This window comes from Curtobacterium sp. VKM Ac-1376 (genome assembly GCF_015351025.1).
In the GTDB taxonomy this organism is placed as follows: Bacteria; Actinomycetota; Actinomycetes; order Actinomycetales; family Microbacteriaceae; genus Curtobacterium.
On the sequence record NZ_JADKRV010000002.1, the window covers coordinates 57474 to 77940 of the forward strand.

The 20467-nt window shown below is 71.0% G+C and carries 18 protein-coding genes; 9 read left to right on the forward strand and 9 right to left on the reverse strand.

The features are described 5' to 3' along the window. Positions 1–48 precede the first annotated feature (48 nt). Positions 49–720: a response regulator gene (locus ITJ56_RS03185; protein WP_194627604.1), complete on the forward strand. Its 672-nt coding sequence runs from the start codon at positions 49–51 to the stop codon at positions 718–720. 166 nt (positions 721–886) lie between these two features. Here the strand turns inward: ITJ56_RS03185 and ITJ56_RS03190 are convergent, their stop codons facing one another. The 4 genes from ITJ56_RS03190 to ITJ56_RS03205 form a co-directional block, all read right to left on the reverse strand. Next, on the reverse strand, positions 887–2152 hold the full coding sequence (locus ITJ56_RS03190; protein ID WP_194627606.1) for an MFS transporter: 1266 nt from the start codon (positions 2150–2152) through the stop codon (positions 887–889). 162 nt (positions 2153–2314) lie between these two features. Further along, positions 2315–2494, reverse strand: coding sequence for a hypothetical protein (locus ITJ56_RS03195; RefSeq protein WP_194627608.1), 180 nt, complete (start codon positions 2492–2494; stop codon positions 2315–2317). A 116-nt stretch (positions 2495–2610) separates the two neighbouring features. After that, a complete protein-coding gene (locus tag ITJ56_RS03200; protein WP_194627610.1) occupies positions 2611–2919 on the reverse strand; it encodes a thiamine-binding protein in 309 nt (102 codons plus the stop codon). Further along, a complete protein-coding gene (locus ITJ56_RS03205; protein ID WP_194627612.1) occupies positions 2916–4244 on the reverse strand; it encodes a glycosyltransferase 87 family protein in 1329 nt (442 codons plus the stop codon). The genes ITJ56_RS03200 and ITJ56_RS03205 overlap by 4 nt, the downstream gene beginning before the upstream one ends. 82 nt (positions 4245–4326) lie before the next feature. Between ITJ56_RS03205 and ITJ56_RS03210 the strand changes: the two genes are divergently transcribed. Next, positions 4327–5037, forward strand: coding sequence for a YceI family protein (locus ITJ56_RS03210; protein WP_194627614.1), 711 nt, complete (start codon positions 4327–4329; stop codon positions 5035–5037). Positions 5038–5221: 184 nt separating this feature from the next. Here ITJ56_RS03210 and ITJ56_RS03215 read toward each other — a convergent pair whose 3' ends face one another. Further along, a complete protein-coding gene (locus ITJ56_RS03215) occupies positions 5222–6082 on the reverse strand; it encodes an ADP-dependent NAD(P)H-hydrate dehydratase (protein ID WP_194627615.1) in 861 nt (286 codons plus the stop codon). Between the two features lie 24 nt (positions 6083–6106). On the opposite strand from ITJ56_RS03215, the gene ITJ56_RS03220 reads away from it, so the two are divergent. The 4 genes from ITJ56_RS03220 to ITJ56_RS03235 all read left to right on the forward strand — a co-directional run bounded on the left by ITJ56_RS03220 (position 6107) and on the right by ITJ56_RS03235 (position 10466). Then, entirely contained in the window at positions 6107–6739 is a 633-nt protein-coding gene (locus ITJ56_RS03220) for an HAD family hydrolase (protein WP_194627617.1), read from the forward strand. 9 nt (positions 6740–6748) lie between these two features. Then, positions 6749–7831 carry an NADH:flavin oxidoreductase/NADH oxidase gene (locus tag ITJ56_RS03225; protein WP_194627619.1) on the forward strand — a complete coding sequence of 361 codons (1083 nt, stop codon included), beginning with the start codon at positions 6749–6751 and terminating at the stop codon, positions 7829–7831. Positions 7832–8046: 215 nt separating this feature from the next. Beyond that, on the forward strand, positions 8047–9432 hold the full coding sequence (locus ITJ56_RS03230) for a hemolysin family protein (protein WP_194627621.1): 1386 nt from the start codon (positions 8047–8049) through the stop codon (positions 9430–9432). After that, positions 9429–10466, forward strand: coding sequence for a hemolysin family protein (locus ITJ56_RS03235; RefSeq protein ID WP_194627623.1), 1038 nt, complete (start codon positions 9429–9431; stop codon positions 10464–10466). The genes ITJ56_RS03230 and ITJ56_RS03235 overlap by 4 nt, the downstream gene beginning before the upstream one ends. A 95-nt stretch (positions 10467–10561) precedes the next feature. On the opposite strand, the gene ITJ56_RS03240 is transcribed toward ITJ56_RS03235, so the two are convergent. After that, complete coding sequence (locus tag ITJ56_RS03240; protein WP_194627625.1) at positions 10562–12001, reverse strand: GuaB1 family IMP dehydrogenase-related protein; 1440 nt, start codon at positions 11999–12001, stop codon at positions 10562–10564. 178 nt (positions 12002–12179) lie between these two features. On the opposite strand from ITJ56_RS03240, the gene ITJ56_RS03245 reads away from it, so the two are divergent. Continuing rightward, entirely contained in the window at positions 12180–15920 is a 3741-nt protein-coding gene (locus ITJ56_RS03245; RefSeq protein WP_194627628.1) for a multifunctional oxoglutarate decarboxylase/oxoglutarate dehydrogenase thiamine pyrophosphate-binding subunit/dihydrolipoyllysine-residue succinyltransferase subunit, read from the forward strand. A 79-nt stretch (positions 15921–15999) separates the two neighbouring features. Here ITJ56_RS03245 and ITJ56_RS03250 read toward each other — a convergent pair whose 3' ends face one another. The 3 genes from ITJ56_RS03250 to ITJ56_RS03260 form a co-directional block, all read right to left on the reverse strand. Then, positions 16000–16440 (reverse strand): GNAT family N-acetyltransferase, encoded by a 441-nt coding sequence (locus ITJ56_RS03250; protein ID WP_194627630.1) that lies wholly within the window; start codon positions 16438–16440, stop codon positions 16000–16002. Between the two features lie 235 nt (positions 16441–16675). Next, the gene (locus ITJ56_RS03255) at positions 16676–16918 is read right to left on the reverse strand and encodes a zf-HC2 domain-containing protein (protein ID WP_194627632.1); all 243 of its coding nucleotides are present in this window, start codon (positions 16916–16918) and stop codon (positions 16676–16678) included. Further along, positions 16915–17811 (reverse strand): sigma-70 family RNA polymerase sigma factor, encoded by an 897-nt coding sequence (locus ITJ56_RS03260; protein WP_194628174.1) that lies wholly within the window; start codon positions 17809–17811, stop codon positions 16915–16917. Before ITJ56_RS03260 ends, ITJ56_RS03255 begins: the two co-directional genes overlap by 4 nt. A gap of 81 nt (positions 17812–17892) precedes the next feature. Between ITJ56_RS03260 and aroA the strand changes: the two genes are divergently transcribed. Together aroA and rsgA are read left to right on the forward strand one after the other, a co-directional pair. Then, the gene (aroA, locus tag ITJ56_RS03265; protein WP_194627634.1) at positions 17893–19281 is read left to right on the forward strand and encodes a 3-phosphoshikimate 1-carboxyvinyltransferase; all 1389 of its coding nucleotides are present in this window, start codon (positions 17893–17895) and stop codon (positions 19279–19281) included. Further along, entirely contained in the window at positions 19278–20339 is a 1062-nt protein-coding gene (rsgA, locus tag ITJ56_RS03270) for a ribosome small subunit-dependent GTPase A (RefSeq protein ID WP_194627636.1), read from the forward strand. Before aroA ends, rsgA begins: the two co-directional genes overlap by 4 nt. Positions 20340–20467: the final 128 nt, after the last annotated feature.

Below are 20467 nucleotides of genomic sequence, written 5' to 3' on the forward strand. Positions count from 1 at the left end.
GATCCTCCTAGGATCGGCCGGGCAACCGCACCGAGAAAGGACGCCAGCATGGCGACTCCAGAGGAACCGATCCGACTCGCACTGGTCGACGACCACAGGATGCTCCTCGGCGCGCTGACGGAGTGGATCCGGAACGCCGCCGACGACATCACCCTGGTGGCCGCCGTCACGACGTGGCCCGAGCTCCTGACGAGTCCGGCTTTCCCGGTCGACGTCGTGCTGCTCGACCTGGACCTCAAGGACTCCATCCCGGTGTCGCTGAAGATCTCCACGCTCAAGACCGCCGGTGTGAAGACCGTCGTGATGAGCACCTACTCGGAGCCCAACGTGGTGCGCGAGGCCCTCGGTGCCGGCGCCCTCGGCTACCTGGTCAAGAGCGAGGACGCCGACATGATCGTCGAGGCCATCCGCTCCGCCCAGCGCGGCGAGCAGTACGTCTCCGCCGAGCTCGACCTCGCCATCAACAGCGGTGACGTCGGTGGCGTGCCGAAGCTGAGCGCCCAGGAGCGCCGCGTCATGGCCCTGTACGGCGGTGGCGAACCCGTCAAGAGCGTCGCGTACCAGCTCGGCATCTCCGAGGAGACGGCGAAGAGCTACCTCAAGCGCATCCGCGAGAAGTACCGGGTCGCCGGCTTCGACGTGGGCACGAAGGTGGCGCTCCGGAAGCGTGCGATCACCGACGGCATCATCGTGCAGGACGGCAGCCCCATGAACCTGTAGCGTGCGTCGCGGTTCGCTTCGAGAGCAGGAATGGTCGGGTCCCGTGACGGGACCCGACCATTTCTGCTCACCATGGGCGGCCTGCCGCACAACACGGCCGACGGGAGGCCCGTGGCGGCGTCACCACGGGCCTCCCGTCCGGTGGGGTGCGCGTGGACCCCGCGGGTCAGGCTGTCGGGACCGGTGCGGTGATCGGGCCCGTGGACGGTGTCGAGGAGCGCAGCGCCGCACGGCGATGGCTGCGGCGCTCCACCGAGTAGCTGACCATCGTGACGAGGACGCCGAGCAGGGCGAGGCCGATGCCGAGCCAGCCCGGCGCGAGGAACCCGAACCCAGCCGCGATGACGGCGCCACCCAGGGCCGCGCCGAGCGAGTTGCCGATGTTGAACGCCGAGTGGTTGAGCGCCGCCGCGATGGTGCGAGCGTCGCCAGCAACGTCCATCAGGCGCGACTGCACGGCCGGCGGGATCGCCGACGAGGTCGCTCCGAGCAGGAACGCGCCGAGCAGCATCCCCCAGAGCCACTGCGCGGTGAGCACCGTCAGGAGCAGCGCCCCGATGAGCGCGAACATCCCGACGTAGATCGTGCGCTTCACACTGCGGTCCGCCAGCAGGCCGCCGAGGACCCCGCCGACGACCATACCGATGCCGACGACGACCAGGACGATCGGGACGAACGACTCCGGCATGCCCGTGACGTGCTGGACGAGCGGCGAGATGTACGAGTACACCGCGAAGAACCCCCCGAAGCCGACGGCGCCGAGGCCCATGACGATCCAGACCTGTGGCACGCGGAAGGCCCTGAGCTCGCGACCGATGGTGGCGTGCTTGTCGCGGGCGCTCTTCGGCACGAAGGCCGCGACCGCCAGGAACGTCAGGGCGAACAGGGCCGCGACGACACCGTACGCGACCCGCCATCCGGCCATCTGCCCGATCCAGGTGATCGCCGGGACTCCGACGACGTTCGCGACGGACAGCCCCAGCAGGACCATCGCGATGCCCTTGCCGCGCTTGCCCGGGCCCATCATGTCGCCGGCGACGATCGACGCGATGCCGAAGTAGGCGCCGTGCGGCAGACCTGCGACGAAGCGGGCGACGAGCACGAGGCCGAAGGACGGCAGCAGTGCGCTCGCGACCGTCGCGAGGACGAAGCCGACGAGCAGCACGAGGATCAGCCCCTTGCGCGGGAACCGGGCGGACATCGCCGCGATCGTGGGCGCACCGACCACGACCCCGAGCGCGTACGCGCTGACGAGCCAGCCGGCGTGCGCGATGCCCGCGTCCGGGTCGATGCCGTACTGCTGCGGGAGCAGGGCCTGCGCGATGTTCGGCAGCAGCCCCATCGCGACGAACTCGGTCGACCCGATGGCGAACCCGCCGAGGGCGAGCGAGATGAGCGCGAGGGTGCGACGCGCAGGCGTGAGCGGTGACATGGGGCCTGTTCTCGTGCGAGCGGAGCGGGACGACGGTGCAGCACCCCGCTGAGCGGGGCGGCCGTGTGGTATCCGGGTCTCAGCAGTGTAGACCGCTCCAACCGACCAGCGAAAGCCCGCTCGTCCAGCGCATCAGCGTGCAGGCGGACTTCCGGACAGGCGTCAGGCCGCCCTGCGCTCCGGGGTGCGGGTCTGTGCCGGGGTCTGCTCGGGCAGCTCGTCGCGGTGCACCCATCCGCTGCCGCACTCCGCGCAGGTCGCCCACGCGTGGTCGCCCCGTTCGTCCGTGTCGATGACGACCGTTCGCAGGTCGCAGTCGGGGCACCAGCCGTCGTGCATCATCACGCGCTCCTCATCGTCGTCTCGGGACCACCCGATGTGGCTCGATGCAGACCATGAGACACCCGACCACCGACATCCGAGGGACCGCTCCGGCGTGTCGCGGGCGGCGGAGCGGGCTAGTCGCCGAGCGCCGCCTCGAGCCGTTCGAGCTTGCCGTCGATCTCACCGGTGTGCCCGGGTCGGATGTCGGCCTTGAGCACGAGCGACACCCGCGTGCCGTACTCGCCGACGGCCTCGGTTGCGCGCTTGACGACGTCCATGACCTCGTCCCACTCCCCCTCGATCTCGGTGAACATCGACGAGGTGCGGTTCGGGAGCCCGCTCTCGCGGACCACCCGCACGGCTGCGGCGACGGCATCGTGCACGGACCCGTCCGACGTTGCAGCGGGACCACCGGACGGAGCGACGGAGAAGGCGACGATCATGCGTCCATCCTGCCCGGCTCGGGCTCGTCGCGCACCGACGATCCGACGCCCGAACCCGGCCCCGCGCCCTGCCCCGCACTTCGCCCCGCGCCGATTCCCATCCGCACCAGCACCGCCACGCTCCACACCAGGATCGCCACCTCGAGCACGTTCCGCAGCGTGAGCACCACGAGGATCCAGGGCTGCACGGCGAGCAGCTGGTCGTAGTAGCCCGGGTAGACCAGCTGCGTCAGCAGGGCCATCGGCAGCGCGAGCACCGCGACGGGCACGAACCGGCGCGCACTCGGGGTGCCGGCCGCGAGCCCCCACACGATCGGCACCGCGAACCAGCCGATGTACTGCGGCGACCCCACCTTGTTCGTTGCGATGAGCGCGGCGACGAACAGCAGCGCGAGGACCGGGGCGAGCTCGGCCCGTCGGGCTCCGCGGTGTGCGGCCCAGAGTGCGAGCACGACACCCGCCACGACGACGACGGCCATCAGCGGCGTCGACACCGCGGCGGCCGCGTCCGTGCCGGCACCGGACACCTCGAAGGTCAGGATCTCCTGGTTGTAGAACACCGCAGCTCCGGGAGCACCGAACGCCGCCGCCCACACGAACGGCGTGGCGAGCGGCGACTCGATCTGCAGCGCGCGGCCGGTCTGCTCGCCGATGAACGACAGCAGGTACGGCGCCCCACCCCACAGCACGTCGACCAGCACGATCAGGGCGCTCAGCACCAGCGCCCCGGCGAGCACCCCACGGCGGTGCCCGCGGCGCAGGAGCAGCAGCACCGCGACGAGCGCCGCGGGCCACACCTTCGTCCAGGCACCGGCGGTGAAGAGCGCCGAGGCGACGGCCGGTCTCGAGGCCACGAACGCCACGGCGACCAGCGCGAACACGGTCGCCACGGTGTCGATCCGACCGAGCGCGATCGGCCCGAGCGCGAGCAGGAACAGCAGCCACCACCAGACCACCCGCACGCCGTCACCGCCGAACCGGTGGGACGATGCCACCCGTGCCCGGAACCGCCAGAGGAACGCGCACGCCACGGCGTCGAGCAACACCATCAGCAGGAGCCACCCGGAGCCGATCGACGCGGCGCCCCCGAGGGCAGCGGCAGCCATCGGCACGATCGCCAGGATCGGGTAGACCCACGCTCCGTCGATGCCGACCCAGAAGTCGGCGGTCCGCCCGGTCTCGATCCACCGGCTGTACGTGATCGTCACGTCGCCGAGGGGCAGGTTCGCCGACACGAGGGTCAGCCGCCACAGGAACGCGTGCACCGCGGCGAACGCCAGGACGAAGCCGGCGAGTTCGAGCCACCGCTCCGAGGTCCTCTGCACCGATCGAGCGTAGCGGCCGGATCGCAGAGGACCACGCCGTGGTCCCAGGCTCTCCCGAGCATGCCGTGTCAACGTTCTGATCGTGACCCCAGCCACCCCGCGCAAGCGCCGCAAGGCCGTCATCTGGATCTCCGTCATCGCCGCCGTCGTCGTCCTCGGCGTCGTCGGCGCGGTGGTCTTCACGAACGTCTACACGAGCACCGAGAACGCGAAGGCCTCGGCCGCCCCCTCCGTCGCCGCGTCGCGCCAGGCTTCGACCCTCGAAGCCACGGACCTGTCCGGCGAGTGGACGGTCGGCGGTGACTCCGAGGCCGGGTACCGCGTCCACGAGGTCCTCAACGGCTCCGACGTCACCGTCACCGGCCGCACCGACAGTGTGTCCGGTACCGCGACCGTCGACGGCTCGAGCATCACCGCCGCGACCATCACGGTGCAGGTCGCCGACATCACCACCGACTCCGACCAGCGCGACGCGTACTTCCGCGACTCCGCGATGGACGCGGCGGCCTTCCCCGAGGCCACGTTCGAACTCAAGGCGCCGATCGCCGACGCGGTGCCGAGCGGATCCGACACGACGACGGTCGAGGCCGCCGGTACCCTCACGCTGCACGGGGTCACGAAGGACGTCACCGCGACGCTGCAGGTCGGTCTGAACGGCGACGGCGTGGACATCTCCGGCTCGGTCCCGGTCACGTTCTCGGACTACGACGTGCAGGCGCCGAACCTCGGTTTCGTCAAGGTCGACGACTCCGGCGCCGTCGAGTTCCTGGTCCACGCGACCCCCGCCGACTGACGTCCGCGACGCGCGTCACGCCCGTGCCGTGACCGCCGACGGCCGGGAGGCGCGGTGCCAGCTGGCACCGCGCCTCCCGGCCGTCATTGGTTGCGTACCGCAGGCACCCGTTGCGTGTGCATCGTCCGACAGAACACGCGTCGATCACCTGGTGGATCGTCGGAAGATGCGCGCGCACCGGCCCCTACCCGCGCGCGTCCCCGTTGACGACGAGGTCCCGCACGACCCCCGGCAGCTCGGCGATCAGCGACGTCATCGGGAACGGGCCCCCGCCCGATGCCCGCCGCGCGGCGAGACCGTGCACCACTGCGGCCGACGCGGCCAGGTGCGCGAGGTCCGACGGTGTGAGCGACGAACCGGCGGCCTCGACGGATCCCTGCCGAGCGGCGACGAGCGCCCCGAGCACCCCGCCCAGGACGTCCCCGGCACCGGCGGCCGCGAGCCACGGCGTGGCGGAGGACGCCACCAGCCGCACCGACCCGTCCGGGGTGACCACGTGGGTCCGCTCCCCCTTGAGCAGCACGACGCTGCCGGTCTGCTCGGCGGCGCGGAGGGCGGCCGCAGCGGGATCCTGCTCGATCGACTCGCGGGAGACCCCCAACATGGACGCGAGTTCGCCCGCGTGCGGCGTCAGGACGGCGAGCGGGCCGAGGTCGACGAGCGGGATCGCGCCCGCGTCCACGACGACCGGGACCCGGTCGTCGGAGGCACGGGTGAAACCCGACGCCGTCGTGTCGTCCAGGTCGCTCAACGACGACGCCGAGATCCCGGAGCCGACGAGCCAGGCCTGCACGCGTCCGACACCCGCCACGGCCTCGGGGCGGCGGGTGAGCACGTGGTCGGTGGCACGCGCGGGCCCGACGTACCGGACCATCCCGACCCCGGTGTGCACGGCGGCGTCGACGCCGAGCACCGCGGCCCCGGGGTACTGGTCGGAACCCGTCGCGATGCCGAGCACCCCACGGCGGTACTTCGTCGACTCCCCGGTCGGCGCGGTGATCCACCGGGCGGCATCGGACGGCTGGACGGGCACGAAGTCGTTCACTCCGCCCACGTTACGGTGGACCGCATGAGCCTGTTCCTGCGTGACCGTGTCGTCGTCTTCGACTACGGCGAGGTGATCAGCCGGACTCCGCACGCCGCGCGGGATTCCCTGGTGGCGGCGACCGGGGTCCCCGCCGAGGAGCTGTTCCCCGTCTACCAGGAGCTCCGGCACGACCTGGACCGCGGCGACCTGTCCGTCGTGGCGTACTGGCGCGCGATCGCGGCACGGACGGGGCGGACCTGGAGCATCGCGGACGTCCACCGGTTCTGGGCGATCGACTTCACCGGCTGGTTCGAGGTCGAGCCGGAGACGCTCGAGATCGTCGAGGAACTGCACGATGCCGGCACCCGTCTGGCGCTGCTGTCCAACGCCGGGTTCGACTTCGGTGACCCGTACCGCCGTTCCCCGATGGGCTCGCTGTTCGAGACCGTCGTGGTGAGCGCCGAGGAGCACGTCCTGAAGCCCGACGCATCCATCTACCGCGACACCTGTGCGCGTCTGGGAATCGAGCCTGGTCAGATGGTGTTCGTGGACAACAGGGCCGAGAACGCCACCGGCGCGGAAGCGATCGGGGCGGTCGGCCACCACTACACGTCGCCGGCGTCATTGCGGTCGTTCCTGACGGAACTGGCCGAGGCACCGGCACCCGTCCTCTGAGGAGCCCGCGTGACGCACGCCCTGTTCGACCCGATCACCGTCCGTGACCTGACCGTCCGCAACCGCATCTGGGTCTCCCCGATGTGCCAGTACTCGGTGGACGAACAGGACGGCGTGCCGACGCCGTGGCACCTCGTGCACCTGGGCGGGTTCGCCAAGGGCGGTGCCGGGGCGGTCGTGGTCGAGGCCACCGGTGTCGTGCCCGAGGGGCGGATCACCCCGCAGGACCTCGGTCTCTGGAACGACCAGCAGCGCGACGCCTTCACGCCGATCGTCGACTTCCTGCACGCGCAGGGCGCCGCCGCCGGCATCCAGCTCGCGCACGCCGGCCGGAAGGCGTCGACCTACCGCCCCTGGGACACCACCCACGGCACCGTGCCGGCCGATCAGGGCGGCTGGACGACGGTCGCGCCGTCCGCCGTGGCCTTCGACGGGTACGACGTGCCGCGCGAACTCGCCGTCGAGGACATCCGCGTCGTGGCCCTCGCGTTCGCCCAGGCCGCACGCCGCGCGGTGGAGGCCGGGTTCGACCTGGTCGAGATCCACGCCGCACACGGCTACCTGCTGCACCAGTTCCTGTCGCCGCTGAGCAACCAGCGCACCGACCAGTACGGCGGCTCGCTCGAGAACCGCGCCCGCGCGCTGCTCGAGGTCGTCGACGCCGTCCGTGCCGAGGTCGGCGAGGGCTTCCCGATCGTCGTGCGGTTCTCGGCCACCGACTGGGTCGAGGGCGGGCTCACGCTCGATGAGACCACCGTCGTCGCCCGTTGGGCCGCCGAGCACGGCGCCGACCTGGCCGACGTGTCGACCGGCGGCAACGTCGCGAGCGCGCCGATCCCGGTCGGGCCCGGCTACCAGGTGCCGCACGCCGCCGCGATCAAGCGCGACGCCGGCATCCGGACGATCGCGGTCGGCATGATCTCCGAGGCGTTCCAGGCCGAGCAGATCGTCGCCACGGGTCTCGCCGACGTCGTGATGATCGGGCGCGAGATGCTCCGCGACCCGTCGTTCGCGCTCCGGGCCGCCGTCGAGCTGCGTGTTCCGGTCGACTACGAGCCGCAGCAGTACCACCGCGCCCGGATCACTGCGTAGGTCGGCCTGACGAGCGCGGCTCGCGCCTCCGGCCCGGTCACGGCGACCGGCCTGGAGGCGCGACCCACGTTCTGTACGGATTCTCGGCTTCCCGCCGCGGCAGGCGGTACGATTGGCAGCACTGTGGACGATCCCCCGAATAGTTCTTCGCCTCACTCATCCGCCGCTCACTCGGTGAGCTGCACATCATCCCCGTGCGCGAACGGGGGTGAATCATGAGCCCGGTCGACATCGTCATGCTGATCGGCGGCATCCTGCTGACACTCGGCACGGGCGTCTTCGTCGCGTCCGAGTTCGCGCTGGTCAATCTCGACCGAGCCGACGTCGAGGCGCGGCGCGACCGCGGGGAGGCCGGCCTCGCACCCGTCATCGGTGCGTTGAAGGTCACGTCGACGCACCTGTCCAGTGCGCAGCTCGGCATCACGCTGACGACGCTGCTCACCGGCTACCTGCTCGAGCCCTCGATCGCGACCCTGCTCGAGGCACCTTTCCTGGCGATGCGGCTGCCCGAGAGCATCGTCGAGACCGTCGGCTCGATCGTGGCGCTCGTCATCGCGACCCTGCTGTCGATGATCCTCGGCGAGCTCGTGCCGAAGAACTTCGCGCTCGCGCTGCCGCTGCAGACCGCCCGCCTCGTCGTGCCGCTGCAGATCGCGTTCACCACGGTCTTCAAGCCGGCCGTCGCGCTGCTGAACGGCACCGCCAACGCCGTGCTCCGGTCGATGGGCATCGAGCCCCAAGAAGAGCTGTCCGGCGCCCGCAGTGCCGAGGAACTGACGTCGCTGCTGCGCCGTTCGGCGTCCGAGGGGTCGCTCGAGCAGGACACCGCGACGCTCCTGGAGCGCACCATCTCGTTCTCCGAGCTGAGCGCCAGCGACGTGATGACTCCGCGCCCGCGGCTCTCCACCATCCGGGTGTCCGACTCCGCCGAGGACGTCATCGCCCTCGCCCGCAAGACCGGTTTCAGCCGCTTCCCCGTCATCGAGGAGGACGCGGACGACGTCGTCGGCATCGTGCACGTCAAGCAGGCCGTCGCTGTGCCGCGCGAGAAGCGTCCGGAGGTCCCGGTCGGCGCCCTCATGACCGATGCCGAGCGCGTGCCCGAGACCATGCCCGGCGACACCCTGCTGGCCGAGGTCCGTGGGCGCGGCTACCAGATGGTCATCGTCGTCGACGAGTACGGCGGCACCGCCGGGGTCGTCACCCTCGAGGACCTCATCGAGGAGATCGTCGGCGAGGTGTCCGACGAGCACGACCGCGCCCGAATCGACGTGGTCCGCTCCCGCGACTGGCTGACGTTCCCCGGGCTCCTGCGTCCGGACGAGCTCGAGGACCGCGCCGGCGTGAAGGTGCCGGAGGACGGCCCGTACGAGACCGTCGGCGGGTTCGTCATGTCGACGCTGGGCCGCCTGCCCGCCGTCGGCGACGAGGTCACGCTCGACGACGGCGTGTTCCGCGTCGAGCGTCTCGACGGCCGCCGGATCGATCGGATCCGCTGGACCCCGACCCGGCAGCCGACCGACACCGCGGCGACCGCGATCATCATCCCCTCCACGAAGAGCGCACCGAAGACCACCACGACGAAGGGCCGTACCCGATGAGCTCGGACTGGTGGGGCATCTTCTGGCTCGTCGTGCTGCTGATGGGCAACGCCTTCTTCGTCGCGGCCGAGTTCGCCGTCATCTCCGCACGCCGCTCGCAGATCGAACCGCGTGCCGAGGAGGGCTCCAGGGCCGCGCAGATGACCCTGTGGGCGATGGAGCACGCCACCCGCATGCTCGCGACCACCCAGCTCGGCATCACTGTGTGTTCGCTGCTCATCCTGAACGTCTCCGAGCCGGCGATCCACCACCTTCTCGAGGTGCCGCTGCACCTCACCGGGTGGAGCGCCGAGGTGATCGGCACCGTGGCCTTCGTGTTCACGCTGCTGCTCGTGTCGTTCCTGCACGTGGTGTTCGGCGAGATGGTGCCGAAGAACATCTCGTTCTCGATGCCGGACCGTGCCGCGCTGCTCCTCGTCCCGACGCTCTGGTACATCGGCCACGGCCTGCACTGGGTGATCGTCGGCCTGAACGAGGTCGCGAACGCCGTGCTGCGCCTGTTCCGCGTCGAGCCCAAGGACGAGGCCGTGAGCGCCTTCACCGTGGAAGAGGTGCAGACCATCGTGGAGCAGTCCCGCCGCGAGGGCACCCTGACCGACAACGGCAAGCTCGCCCTGGCGTTCGAGTTCACCGAGAAGAAGGTCCGCGACGTCGCCGTGCCGATGGACGAGCTCGTCACCCTGCCCGAGGACGCCACCCCCGCCGACGTCGAGCACGCCGTGGCGCAGCGCGGGTTCTCGCGGTACGTGCTCGTCGGTGAGGACGGCTCGCCCACGGGCTACGTGCACGTGAAGGACGTCATCGACCTGCGACCGGACGAGTTCGACGACCCGGTGCCGCCGAAGCGCATCCGCCAGCTCATCTCGCTCTACACGGAGATGGACCTGGAGGACGCCCTCGCCACCATGCGGGCCGCGGGTCGCCACGTGGCGCGGGCGTTCGACGCCGACGGCCACACGATCGGTGTGCTGTTCCTCGAGGACATCCTCGAGGAACTCGTCGGCGAGGTCGAGGACGCGACCCGACGCCGGTAGACGCACCCGGAAAGCGGACGGGAGGCACAGTGCCAGCTGGCACTGTGCCTCCCGTCCGTCGTGCGGTCGCGTCCACCCCCGCGAACGCGACGTGCCTACCAGCTGACGGGCAGCGGCTTGCCCTCCTCGTACCCGGCGGCGGACTGGATGCCGACGAGCGCACGCTCGGAGAACTCCGCGAGGGACGACGCGCCGGCGTAGGTGGCCGAGCTGCGGACGCCGGTGGTGATCATGTCGAGCAGGTCCTCGACGCTCGGACGCTCCGGGTCGAGGTAGATCGTCGACGACGAGATGCCCTCGGCGAAGAGTGCCTTGCGCGCACGCTCGTACGGGTCGAGCCGCTCGAAGCGCTCGCGGACGGCCTTGGCCGAGGCCATGCCCCAGCTCTCCTTGTACGCCTTGCCCGCGGCGTCGCGGCGGAGGACCCCCGGTGCCTCGAGCGTCCCGGCGAACCACGAGCCGATCATCACGGCCGACGCACCTGCGGCCAGCGCGAGCGCGACGTCGCGCGGGTACCGCACCCCGCCGTCGGCCCAGACGTGTGCGCCGAGCGAACGTGCCGCGGCGGCCGTCTCGAGCACGGCGGAGAACTGCGGGCGTCCGACGGCGGTCATCATCCGGGTGGTGCACATGGCGCCGGGGCCGACACCGACCTTGATGATGTCCGCCCCGGCTGCGACGAGGTGCGCCACGGCATCGGCGGTGACGACGTTGCCGGCGACGAGCGGGATGCCCAGGTCGAGCGCCGCGACGGTGCGCAGCGCGCGGAGCATGCCCTCCTGGTGGCCGTGCGCGGTGTCGAGGACGAGGACGTCGACCCCGGCGGCCGCGAGGGCCCTGGCCTTCGCAGCGACGTCGCCGTTGATGCCGAGCGCGGCGGCGACCCGCAGCCGCCCGGAGGCATCGACGGCGGGCGTGTAGATGTCGGACCGGATGGCGCTCGTCTGGCTGGTCGTGCCGACGACCTTGCCGTGCCGCATGACGGGCGCGAAGTCGACCTCGGCGGCGGTGAGCACGTCGTACACGTGCCGGGGTGTGCCGGCGTCCTCGGCGTCGATCGCGGTGGAGGCGCCGTGCAGCAGGTCGCCGAGGGTCGCGTCGGGGCCGGCGTTGCCGAGGCGGGTGGCGGGGACGCAGCCGAGGTACTCGCCGTCGGCGTCCCGTACGACGACTCCACGACCGGCGACCGGCAGGAGCTGCTCGAGGGCCTCGGCGACGGTCGTGGCCGAGCCCATGTCGTAGGCGGTGTCGAAGTCGACCGGCTGGTCCTTCACCCAGCGGATCGCGGCATCGAGGTCCTGCAGGTGCATGTCCTGCGGCAGGACGCCGAGACCACCGCGTCGGGCGAGGGTGGCCGCGAGCCGGGGGCCGGTGACCGAGTTCATGTTGGCGCTGACGATCGGGATCGTGGCACCGCTGCCGTCGTTCGCGGCGAGGTCCACGTCGAAACGGCTCGTCACGCCGGAACGGCTCGGGACGAGGAAGACGTCGGAGTAGGTCAGGTCGTGCGTGGGCCGCGTCTCGTAGAACCTCATGCGCTCCACTGTACGGCTCCCGTCAGGGCCTCGGCCGGGTGCCTCCGGGGGGTCCGACCCGCGCCGGGGCTGACACGGAACGGACATGTCGGAGCGGCTAGGCTGGACACCTGTGCGGCGCAGGGTTGCTCCGCACGACACACACGAGCATCTATCGACGGAGAGTGGGCGATCGGCTGTGTCGAGCCATCTGACCGGAACGGACGAGACCGCGGGGGAATTCGGGGCGAACGAGTGGCTCGTCGACGAGCTGTACGAGCAGTTCGTCGCCGACAAGGAGTCGGTCGACAAGTCCTGGTGGCCGGTCCTCGAGAGCTACCACCGCACGCAGGTGACTGACGCTCCGGCTCCCGCTGCGGCGTCCGAGGCACCCGCGCAGCAGCAGTCCTCGACGCAACAGCCCGCCACCGGTGACGTCCCCGGCGAGGCGAAGGCCGGCCCGATCCAGGCGAAGACCACCTCGCGCCAGCCGACACCGCAGCCGATCCCGGCCGAGGCGAACGACGCGGCGGACGACCACGAGGAGACCCACGAGGACGTGGCGACCCCGCTCCGCGGCATGGCGAAGACCCTCGCATCGAACATGGACGCCTCGCTGACCGTCCCCACCGCGACGAGCGTCCGGACGATCCCGGCGAAGCTGATGATCGACAACCGGATCGTCATCAACAACCACCTCCGCCGCGCCCGTGGCGGCAAGATCTCCTTCACCCACCTGATCGGGTGGGCGATGGTCCAGGCGGTCAAGGACTTCCCGAGCCAGAACGTCTTCTACGACGAGCGCGACGGCAAGCCGTTCGTCGTCGCCCCCGCGCACGTGAACCTCGGCATCGCGATCGACGTCCCGAAGAAGGACGGCACCCGCTCGCTCCTGGTCCCGAGCATCAAGCGGGCGGAGACCCTGACCTTCGGCCAGTTCCTCACCGCCTACGAGGACCTGGTGAAGCGGGCCCGTGACAACAAGCTCACGCCGGCCGACTTCCAGGGCACGACGATCTCGCTCACCAACCCGGGCGGCATCGGCACCGTGCACTCGGTCCCCCGCCTGACGAAGGGGCAGGGCTCGATCATCGGCGCCGGTGCCCTGGAGTACCCGGCGCAGTTCCAGGGGTCGGCGTCGAAGACCCTGGTCGAGCTCGGCATCGGGAAGACCATCACGCTGACGAGCACCTACGACCACCGCGTCATCCAGGGGGCGGGCTCGGGCGAGTACCTCAAGCACGTGCACGAGCGGCTCATCGGCGAGCACGGCTTCTACGACGGCATCTTCGCCGCGCTCCGGATCCCGTACAAGCCGATCCAGTGGGCCAACGACATCAACGTCGACCTCGCGCACCGCGTCAACAAGACCGCCCGTGTGCAGGAGCTCATCAACAGCTTCCGCGTGCGCGGACACCTGATGGCGGACATCGACCCGCTCGAGTACCGCCAGCGCACCCACCCCGACCTCGAGATCGAGAGCCACGGGCTCACCTTCTGGGACCTCGACCGAGAGTTCGTCACAGGGGGGCTGGCCGGCACGACGTCGGCGCCGCTGCGCGACGTGCTCGGGATCCTGCGGGACGCGTACTGCCGCACGGTGGGCATCGAGTACATGCACATCCAGGACCCGGAGCAGCGCCGCTGGGTGCAGGAGCGCATCGAGGTCCCCTACTCGAAGCCGTCCAAGGAGGAGCAGCTCCGCGTCCTCGGCAAGCTCAACGAGGCCGAGGCGTTCGAGACCTTCCTGCAGACCAAGTACGTCGGCCAGAAGCGCTTCTCGCTCGAGGGCGGGGAGTCGACGATCGCGTTCCTCGACACGCTCATCCAGCACGCCGCCGGGGCCGGGCTCGCCGAGGTCGCGATCGGCATGGCCCACCGCGGTCGTCTCAACGTGCTGACGAACATCGCCGGCAAGACCTACGGCCAGATCTTCCGCGAGTTCGAGGGCTCGTCGCTGCCGGGCACGGTGTCCGGTCAGGGGTCCGGCGACGTGAAGTACCACGTCGGGACCGAGGGCGTGTTCCGCACGTCCGACGGCACGAGCATCCCCGTGACGATCGCCGCCAACCCGTCCCACCTCGAAGCCGTCGACGGGGTGCTCGAGGGCATCGTCCGCGCCAAGCAGGACCGCGAGGCGCCCGGCAGCTTCGGCGTGCTCCCCGTGCTCGTGCACGGCGACGCAGCCATGGCCGGCCAGGGCGTGGTCGTCGAGACCCTGCAGATGTCGCAGCTGCGCGGCTACCGCACCGGCGGCACGGTGCACCTGGTCATCAACAACCAGGTCGGCTTCACCACGCTGCCCGAGTCGGCGCGCAGCTCGGTGTACTCCACCGACGTCGCGAAGACCATCCAGGCGCCGATCTTCCACGTCAACGGTGATGACCCCGAGGCCGTGGCACGTGTCGCAGAACTCGCCTTCGCGTACCGCGAGGAGTTCCACCGCGACGTCGTGATCGACCTGATCTGCTACCGCCGCCGCGGCCACAACGAGGGTGATGACCCCTCGATGACGCAGCCGCTCATGTACAACCTCATCGAGGCGAAGCGTTCCGTCCGCACGCTGTACACCGAGGCCCTCGTCGGCCGCGGTGACATCACGCAAGAGGAGTACGACGAAGCGCACCGCGACTTCCAGGACCGCCTGGAGCGTGCCTTCGCCGAGACGCACGAGGCACAGACCGGCACCATCCCGGTGATCGAGGTCGACGACGACGGCGCCGTGCAGGGACTCGAGCGCCCGGCCGCGCAGCGCGACGACTCCGAGAACGAGGTGCACGAGACCGCGGTGTCGGAGGCACTCGTCCGGGCCATCGGCGACGCACACAGCAACCCGCCGGCCGGCTTCTCGATCCACCCGAAGCTCCAGCAGCTGCTGACCAAGCGCACCGAGATGACGCGCAACGGCGGCATCGACTGGGCGATGGCGGAGCTGATGGCGATCGGGTCGATCCTGGTCGAGGGCAAGCCCGTCCGCCTCGCCGGCCAGGACGCCCGACGCGGCACCTTCGTGCAGCGCCAGTCGGTGTTCCACGACCGGGTGAACGGTCAGGAGTGGCTGCCGCTGTCGAACCTCACCGAGGACCAAGCCCGGTTCTACGTGTACGACTCGCTGCTCAGCGAGTACGCGGCGATGGCGTTCGAGTACGGCTACTCGGTGGAGCGGCCAGAGGCCCTCGTGCTCTGGGAGGCACAGTTCGGCGACTTCGCGAACGGTGCCCAGATCGTCATCGACGAGTTCATCTCCTCCGCCGAGCAGAAGTGGGGTCAGCGCTCCGGCCTCGTGCTCCTGCTGCCCCACGGCTACGAGGGCCAGGGCCCGGACCACTCGTCGGCACGCATCGAGCGCTACCTGCAGCTGTGCGCCGAGGACAACATGATCGTCGCGCGGCCGTCCACCCCGGCGTCGTACTTCCACCTGCTGCGCCGCCAGGCCTGGGCCAGACCGCAGAAGCCGCTCGTCGTGTTCTCACCGAAGGCGATGCTCCGGCTGCGTCAGGCGACGAGCGCGGTGGCGGACTTCACGAACGGCACTTTCGAATCGGTCCTCGACGACAGGAAGATCGCCGACAAGCGTGCCGTGCGCCGTGTCGTGCTGCACTCCGGCAAGGTCCACCACGACCTGCGCGCCGAGGTCGACAAGCGGGGCGTCACCGACGTCGCCCTCGTCCGCCTCGAGCAGCTCGCCCCGCTCCCCCTCGAGCGCATCCTCGAGGTGCTGGCGGGCTACCCGGAAGCCGACGTGGTCTGGGCTCAGGAGGAGCCCGAGAACCAGGGTGCGTGGCCGTTCGTGTGCATGAACCTGTCGCCGCACCTCGGCGGCCGGCCGCTGTCGGTCGCTGCCCGGCCGGCGAGTGCCGCGCCGGCCACGGGTTCCTCGAAGCGCTCCTCCCAGGAGTCCACCGAGGTCATCAACACCGCATTGAGCGCGTCGGCCTAGCCACGAGGAAGCGCCCCGTCCGGGAGTCCGAGGGACTCCTGCACGGGGCGCTTCGACGTTCGCGAGGAATGTGACGCCCCTACGCGATCTTCGTGTAGCGCACCCCGGCGTCGTGGTACCCGCGCTTCTGGTAGAACCGGTGCGCGCTGTCCGTCGCGGCCGCACTGACGGCGCTGAGGCGACGCGCGCCCTGGTCCACGGCCCACGCTTCGAAGGTGCCGATGAGCGCCGAACCGGTGCCGAGCCTCCTGGCCGTGTCGTCGACCACCAGCAGCAGGAGCTGCGCGGTCGGCTCGTCACTGGCGTAGGCCCACGTGACCTGCGCCCCCGCGACGGCGACGACCCCGCCGTCATCGCCGCGGACCACCCAGGTGCGGTGCCCGGCTTCGGGTACGAGCCGTTCGAGGCGGGCTCGCATGGACGCGTCGTCCACGTCGTGACCGAGCAGGCGGACGAGGGTGGCGACGTCGGCGACGTCCGTGTCGGACCAGGAGGCGATCGACTCGACGGAGAGGGTCATGTCGGCCAACCTACCCGGGCCGTGTGTCGTGTTGCGACGGGGTTCCGCTCGTTTCGATCGCGGTCGATGACCCTCTGGCTCGACGGCGTCCAACAGGCAACCCGCTCGGACGCCGTCACGCTCCGCCAGTACCCGGGCCGTCCTCGACGCGGCGACCATCGCGGAGCACGCAGCCGCAGGACGCTGGCAGATCACCGGCAGCCAGCGGACACCCTCGACCCAGCGGCACGACCCGTCAGTGCGTCGCCTGCTCCACCCGGATGCGCGCGAGGATCTCACTCCGCAGCTGGTCGGGAGCGGTCTCCCTGCACGCGCGGCGCACGGTCTCCATGAGCACGACGCCGACGCGGTGCTCGGTGGTGCAGTCCTCGCACCCCTCCATGTGCTCGCGGATGTCCGCGGCGTCCTCGTGGCGGAGCTCGTCGTGCAGGAACTCCTCGAGCTCGGCCTTCGCCTTCGAGCAGTCGCAGCCGCTCATCGTGCGTCCTTCCGTCCGGTGCGGCCCGTGGCCGCGGTTGCCTTCGTTGTCGGAGCGGCGCCCCGTCCCCGGCCGCGCATCGTCGCCGTCGACGCTGCGTCCGGGACGATGCCGGTCTCACGGGCGTGGTCGGCCAGGAGCCCGCGGAGGAGCCGGCGTCCACGGTGGAGGCGGCTCATGACCGTCCCCACGGGGGTCTTCATGATGTCGGCGATCTCCTGGTACGAGAACCCTTCGACATCGGCGAAGTAGACAGCCATCCGGAAGTCCTCGGGGATCGCCTGCAGGGCGTCCTTCACGGCGGACGACGGCAGGTGGTCGATCGCGTCTGCCTCCGCTGACCGTGCGGAGATCGACTGGGTGACGCTCTCCGCGCCGCCGAGCTGCCAGTCCTCGAGCTCGTCGATGGTTCCCTGGTACGGGTTCCGCTGGTTCTTGCGGTACGTGTTGATGAACGTGTTCGTGAGGATCCGGTACAGCCAGGCCTTCAGGTTCGTGCCCTGCTTGAACTGGCGGAACGCCGCGAAGGCCTTGACGAAGGTCTCCTGCACCAGGTCCGAGGCGTCGGCCGGGTTGCGGGTCATCCGCATGGCCGCGCCGTACAACTGGTCCATGAAGGGCAGGGCCTGGTCCTCGAACAGGGACCGCAGCTCCCCCTCGGACACGGTCTTCGCGTCGACCGGCTCGGCGGCGTCGTCGTCGACCGGCCCAGCGGCGTCGGCGTCGGGCCCGTCGGCTGCGTCGTCGAGGGCGGTCTGCTCCTCTTCCACGGCGTCGAGCTGCACCTCGGTCTCCTCGACCAGGTCGTGCGGAGCTGCCTGCGGTTCGTCGGTCGTCATCGCCGCCAAGTCTAGGCCGAGCGTGCCGAGCGTCGTCGGCACCGCGGTCAGCACGGGGGCCGTGCCGGTCCGCTCTCGTGCGAGTGTTGCTGTCGCCACTGATCCTCCCGGTGCGTTCAGTACCCTGGTGAACCGATGGCAGACACGACGCATTCCCGAAGCGGGACACAGCCCGCCGCCCCCTGGATCGCCCCGCTGGCACGCGGTCCGCTGCGCGGTGACGTCGCGCTGCCCGGGTCGAAGTCGCTCACCAACCGGGAGCTCGTGCTCGCCGCCCTCGCCGACGGCCCGTCCGTCGTCCGGCTGCCGCTGCACTCCCGTGACTCCGCGCTCATGATCGCGGGGCTCCGCGCGCTCGGCGTCGGCATCGAGGAGCTCGAGCCGGCAGCCGGCACCGCCCCGAACCCCTACGGCCCCGACCTGCGCATCACCCCCGCCCCGGTGCACGGCGACGTCCGGCTGGACTGCGGGCTCGCCGGCACCGTGATGCGGTTCCTGCCGCCGCTCGCCGCGCTGGCGGTCGGCTCCGTCACCGTCGACGGGGACCCCTACGCCCGCAAGCGGCCGATGCACGCGGTCGTCCAGGCGCTCGTCGACCTCGGCGTCGACGTCACGGACGACGGCGGCGGTTCGATGCCCTTCACGTTCACCGGCACCGGGTCGGTCCGCGGCGGCGCGTTGACCATCGACGCCTCGGCGTCCTCGCAGTTCGTCTCCGGCCTGCTGCTCTCCGCACCCCGCTTCGACGAGGGCCTGCACCTCACCCACGTCGGCGAGCGCCTTCCGAGCATGCCGCACATCGAGATGACCGTCGCCGTGCTCCGCGCCCGCGGCGTGCGCGTCGACGAACCGTCCGTGGGCGAGTGGGTCGTGCACCCGGGGCCGATCGCCGCGCGCGACGTCACGATCGAGCCGGACCTGTCGAACGCCGCACCGTTCGCGGTCGCCGCGCTCGTCGCGGGCGGCACGGTCCGCATCCGCACCTGGCCCACCGGGACCACGCAGGTCGGGGCCGACCTCGAGACGCTCCTGCCCCTGTGGGGCGCGAGCGTGGCCCGCGACGGTGACGACCTGGTGTTCGACGGCGGCGTGGGGATCCTGGGCGGGGCCTCCCTTCCGGGTCTCGAACTCGACCTGAGCCGCGGCGGCGAACTCGCCCCGGCGCTCGTCGCGCTGGCGGCGCTGGCCGACGGACCGAGCGAGATCACCGGGATCGGTCACCTGCGGGGCCACGAGACGGACCGGCTCGCCGCGCTCGCGGCGGACCTCAACCGGTTTGGAGGCGCGGTGCACGAACTCGACGACGGCCTGCGCATCGCGCCTGCCGCGCTCCACGGCGGTGACTGGGGTGCGTACGACGACCACCGGATGGCGACGGCGGGCGCGATCGTGGGACTCGTCGTCGACGGCGTCGCCGTTGACGACATCGGATCGACGGCGAAGACGCTGCCGCAGTTCCCGGAGCTGTGGGCGCAGTTGGTGGCGACGGGGACCGGCGTCGCCGAGCGGGGAGTGAGCGCATGAGCTGGTGGGACGACGCGGACGGTGACGACACGGACGTCGACGAGCCGTACGGGCAGTACGACGAGTCGAGCGTGCGGGTGCGACCGAACCCGAAGGGCAACCGGCCCCGCACCAAGGTCCGTCCGACGTACGACGATGCCCCGGTCGGCTGGGTGACGAACGTCGACCGCGGGCGCTTCGGCGTGCTCGTGGGCTCGGGTACCCCCGAGGAGCACGTCATCACCGCGACGAAGGCCCGGGAGCTCGGCAAGAAGTCCGTCGTCACCGGGGACCACGTGTCCCTCGCCGGGGACGTCTCCGGGGACGACGGCACCCTTGCGCGGATCGTGAAGGTCGCCGAGCGGTCGACCCTGCTGCGCCGGAGCGCCGACGACTCGGACGAGGTCGAGCGCGTCATCGTGGCGAACGCCGACCAGATGCTCATCGTGGTGGCCGCCGCGGACCCCGAGCCGCGCACCCGCCTGATCGACCGGTACCTGGTGGCGGCGTTCGACGCCGGCCTCGACCCGATCCTCTGCATCACGAAGACCGACCTCGCCGACCCGGCGCCGTTCCTGGCGCACTTCGCCTGCCTGGACCTGCGGATCGTGACGAGCCGCTCGGACGACGTGCCGTTCGAGGCCCTGCACGAGGTGCTGGACGACAGGGTGACCGTGACCGTCGGACACTCCGGTGTGGGGAAGTCCACGCTGGTGAACGCCCTGACCGGGTCGACGCGGGCGATCGGTGTCGTGAACGCCGTCACGGGCCGCGGTCGGCACACCTCGTCGTCGTCGATCGCACTGCGGGTCGGCGACGGCAGCTGGATCATCGACACCCCGGGGGTGCGGTCGTTCGGCCTCGGCCACGTCGACCCCGCGAACGTGTTCCGGGCGTTCGCCTCGCACGCGATCCCGGTGCTGCCGGCGCGCGACGGGATCCCGCTGGCGCAGGCGCACGACTGGGAGATCGTCGACCGGGTGCAGGACGGCGAGCTCGGGCCGACCGGCGTCGAGCGGCTCGACTCGTTCCGCGCGCTGTTGACCGGCATGGGTGCGTCGGACCCCGGGTCCGAGTAGCACCACGGGGTGGGCCGCGGGTCCTCGGCCGGTGGGCGGCCTCGTCGGCGGGGTCGCCGGCCGGGGTCGGTCGGGGTCACTCCGGTTCCCGCCTCATCGCACGGTGCGGACCTCGCACCGTGCGATGG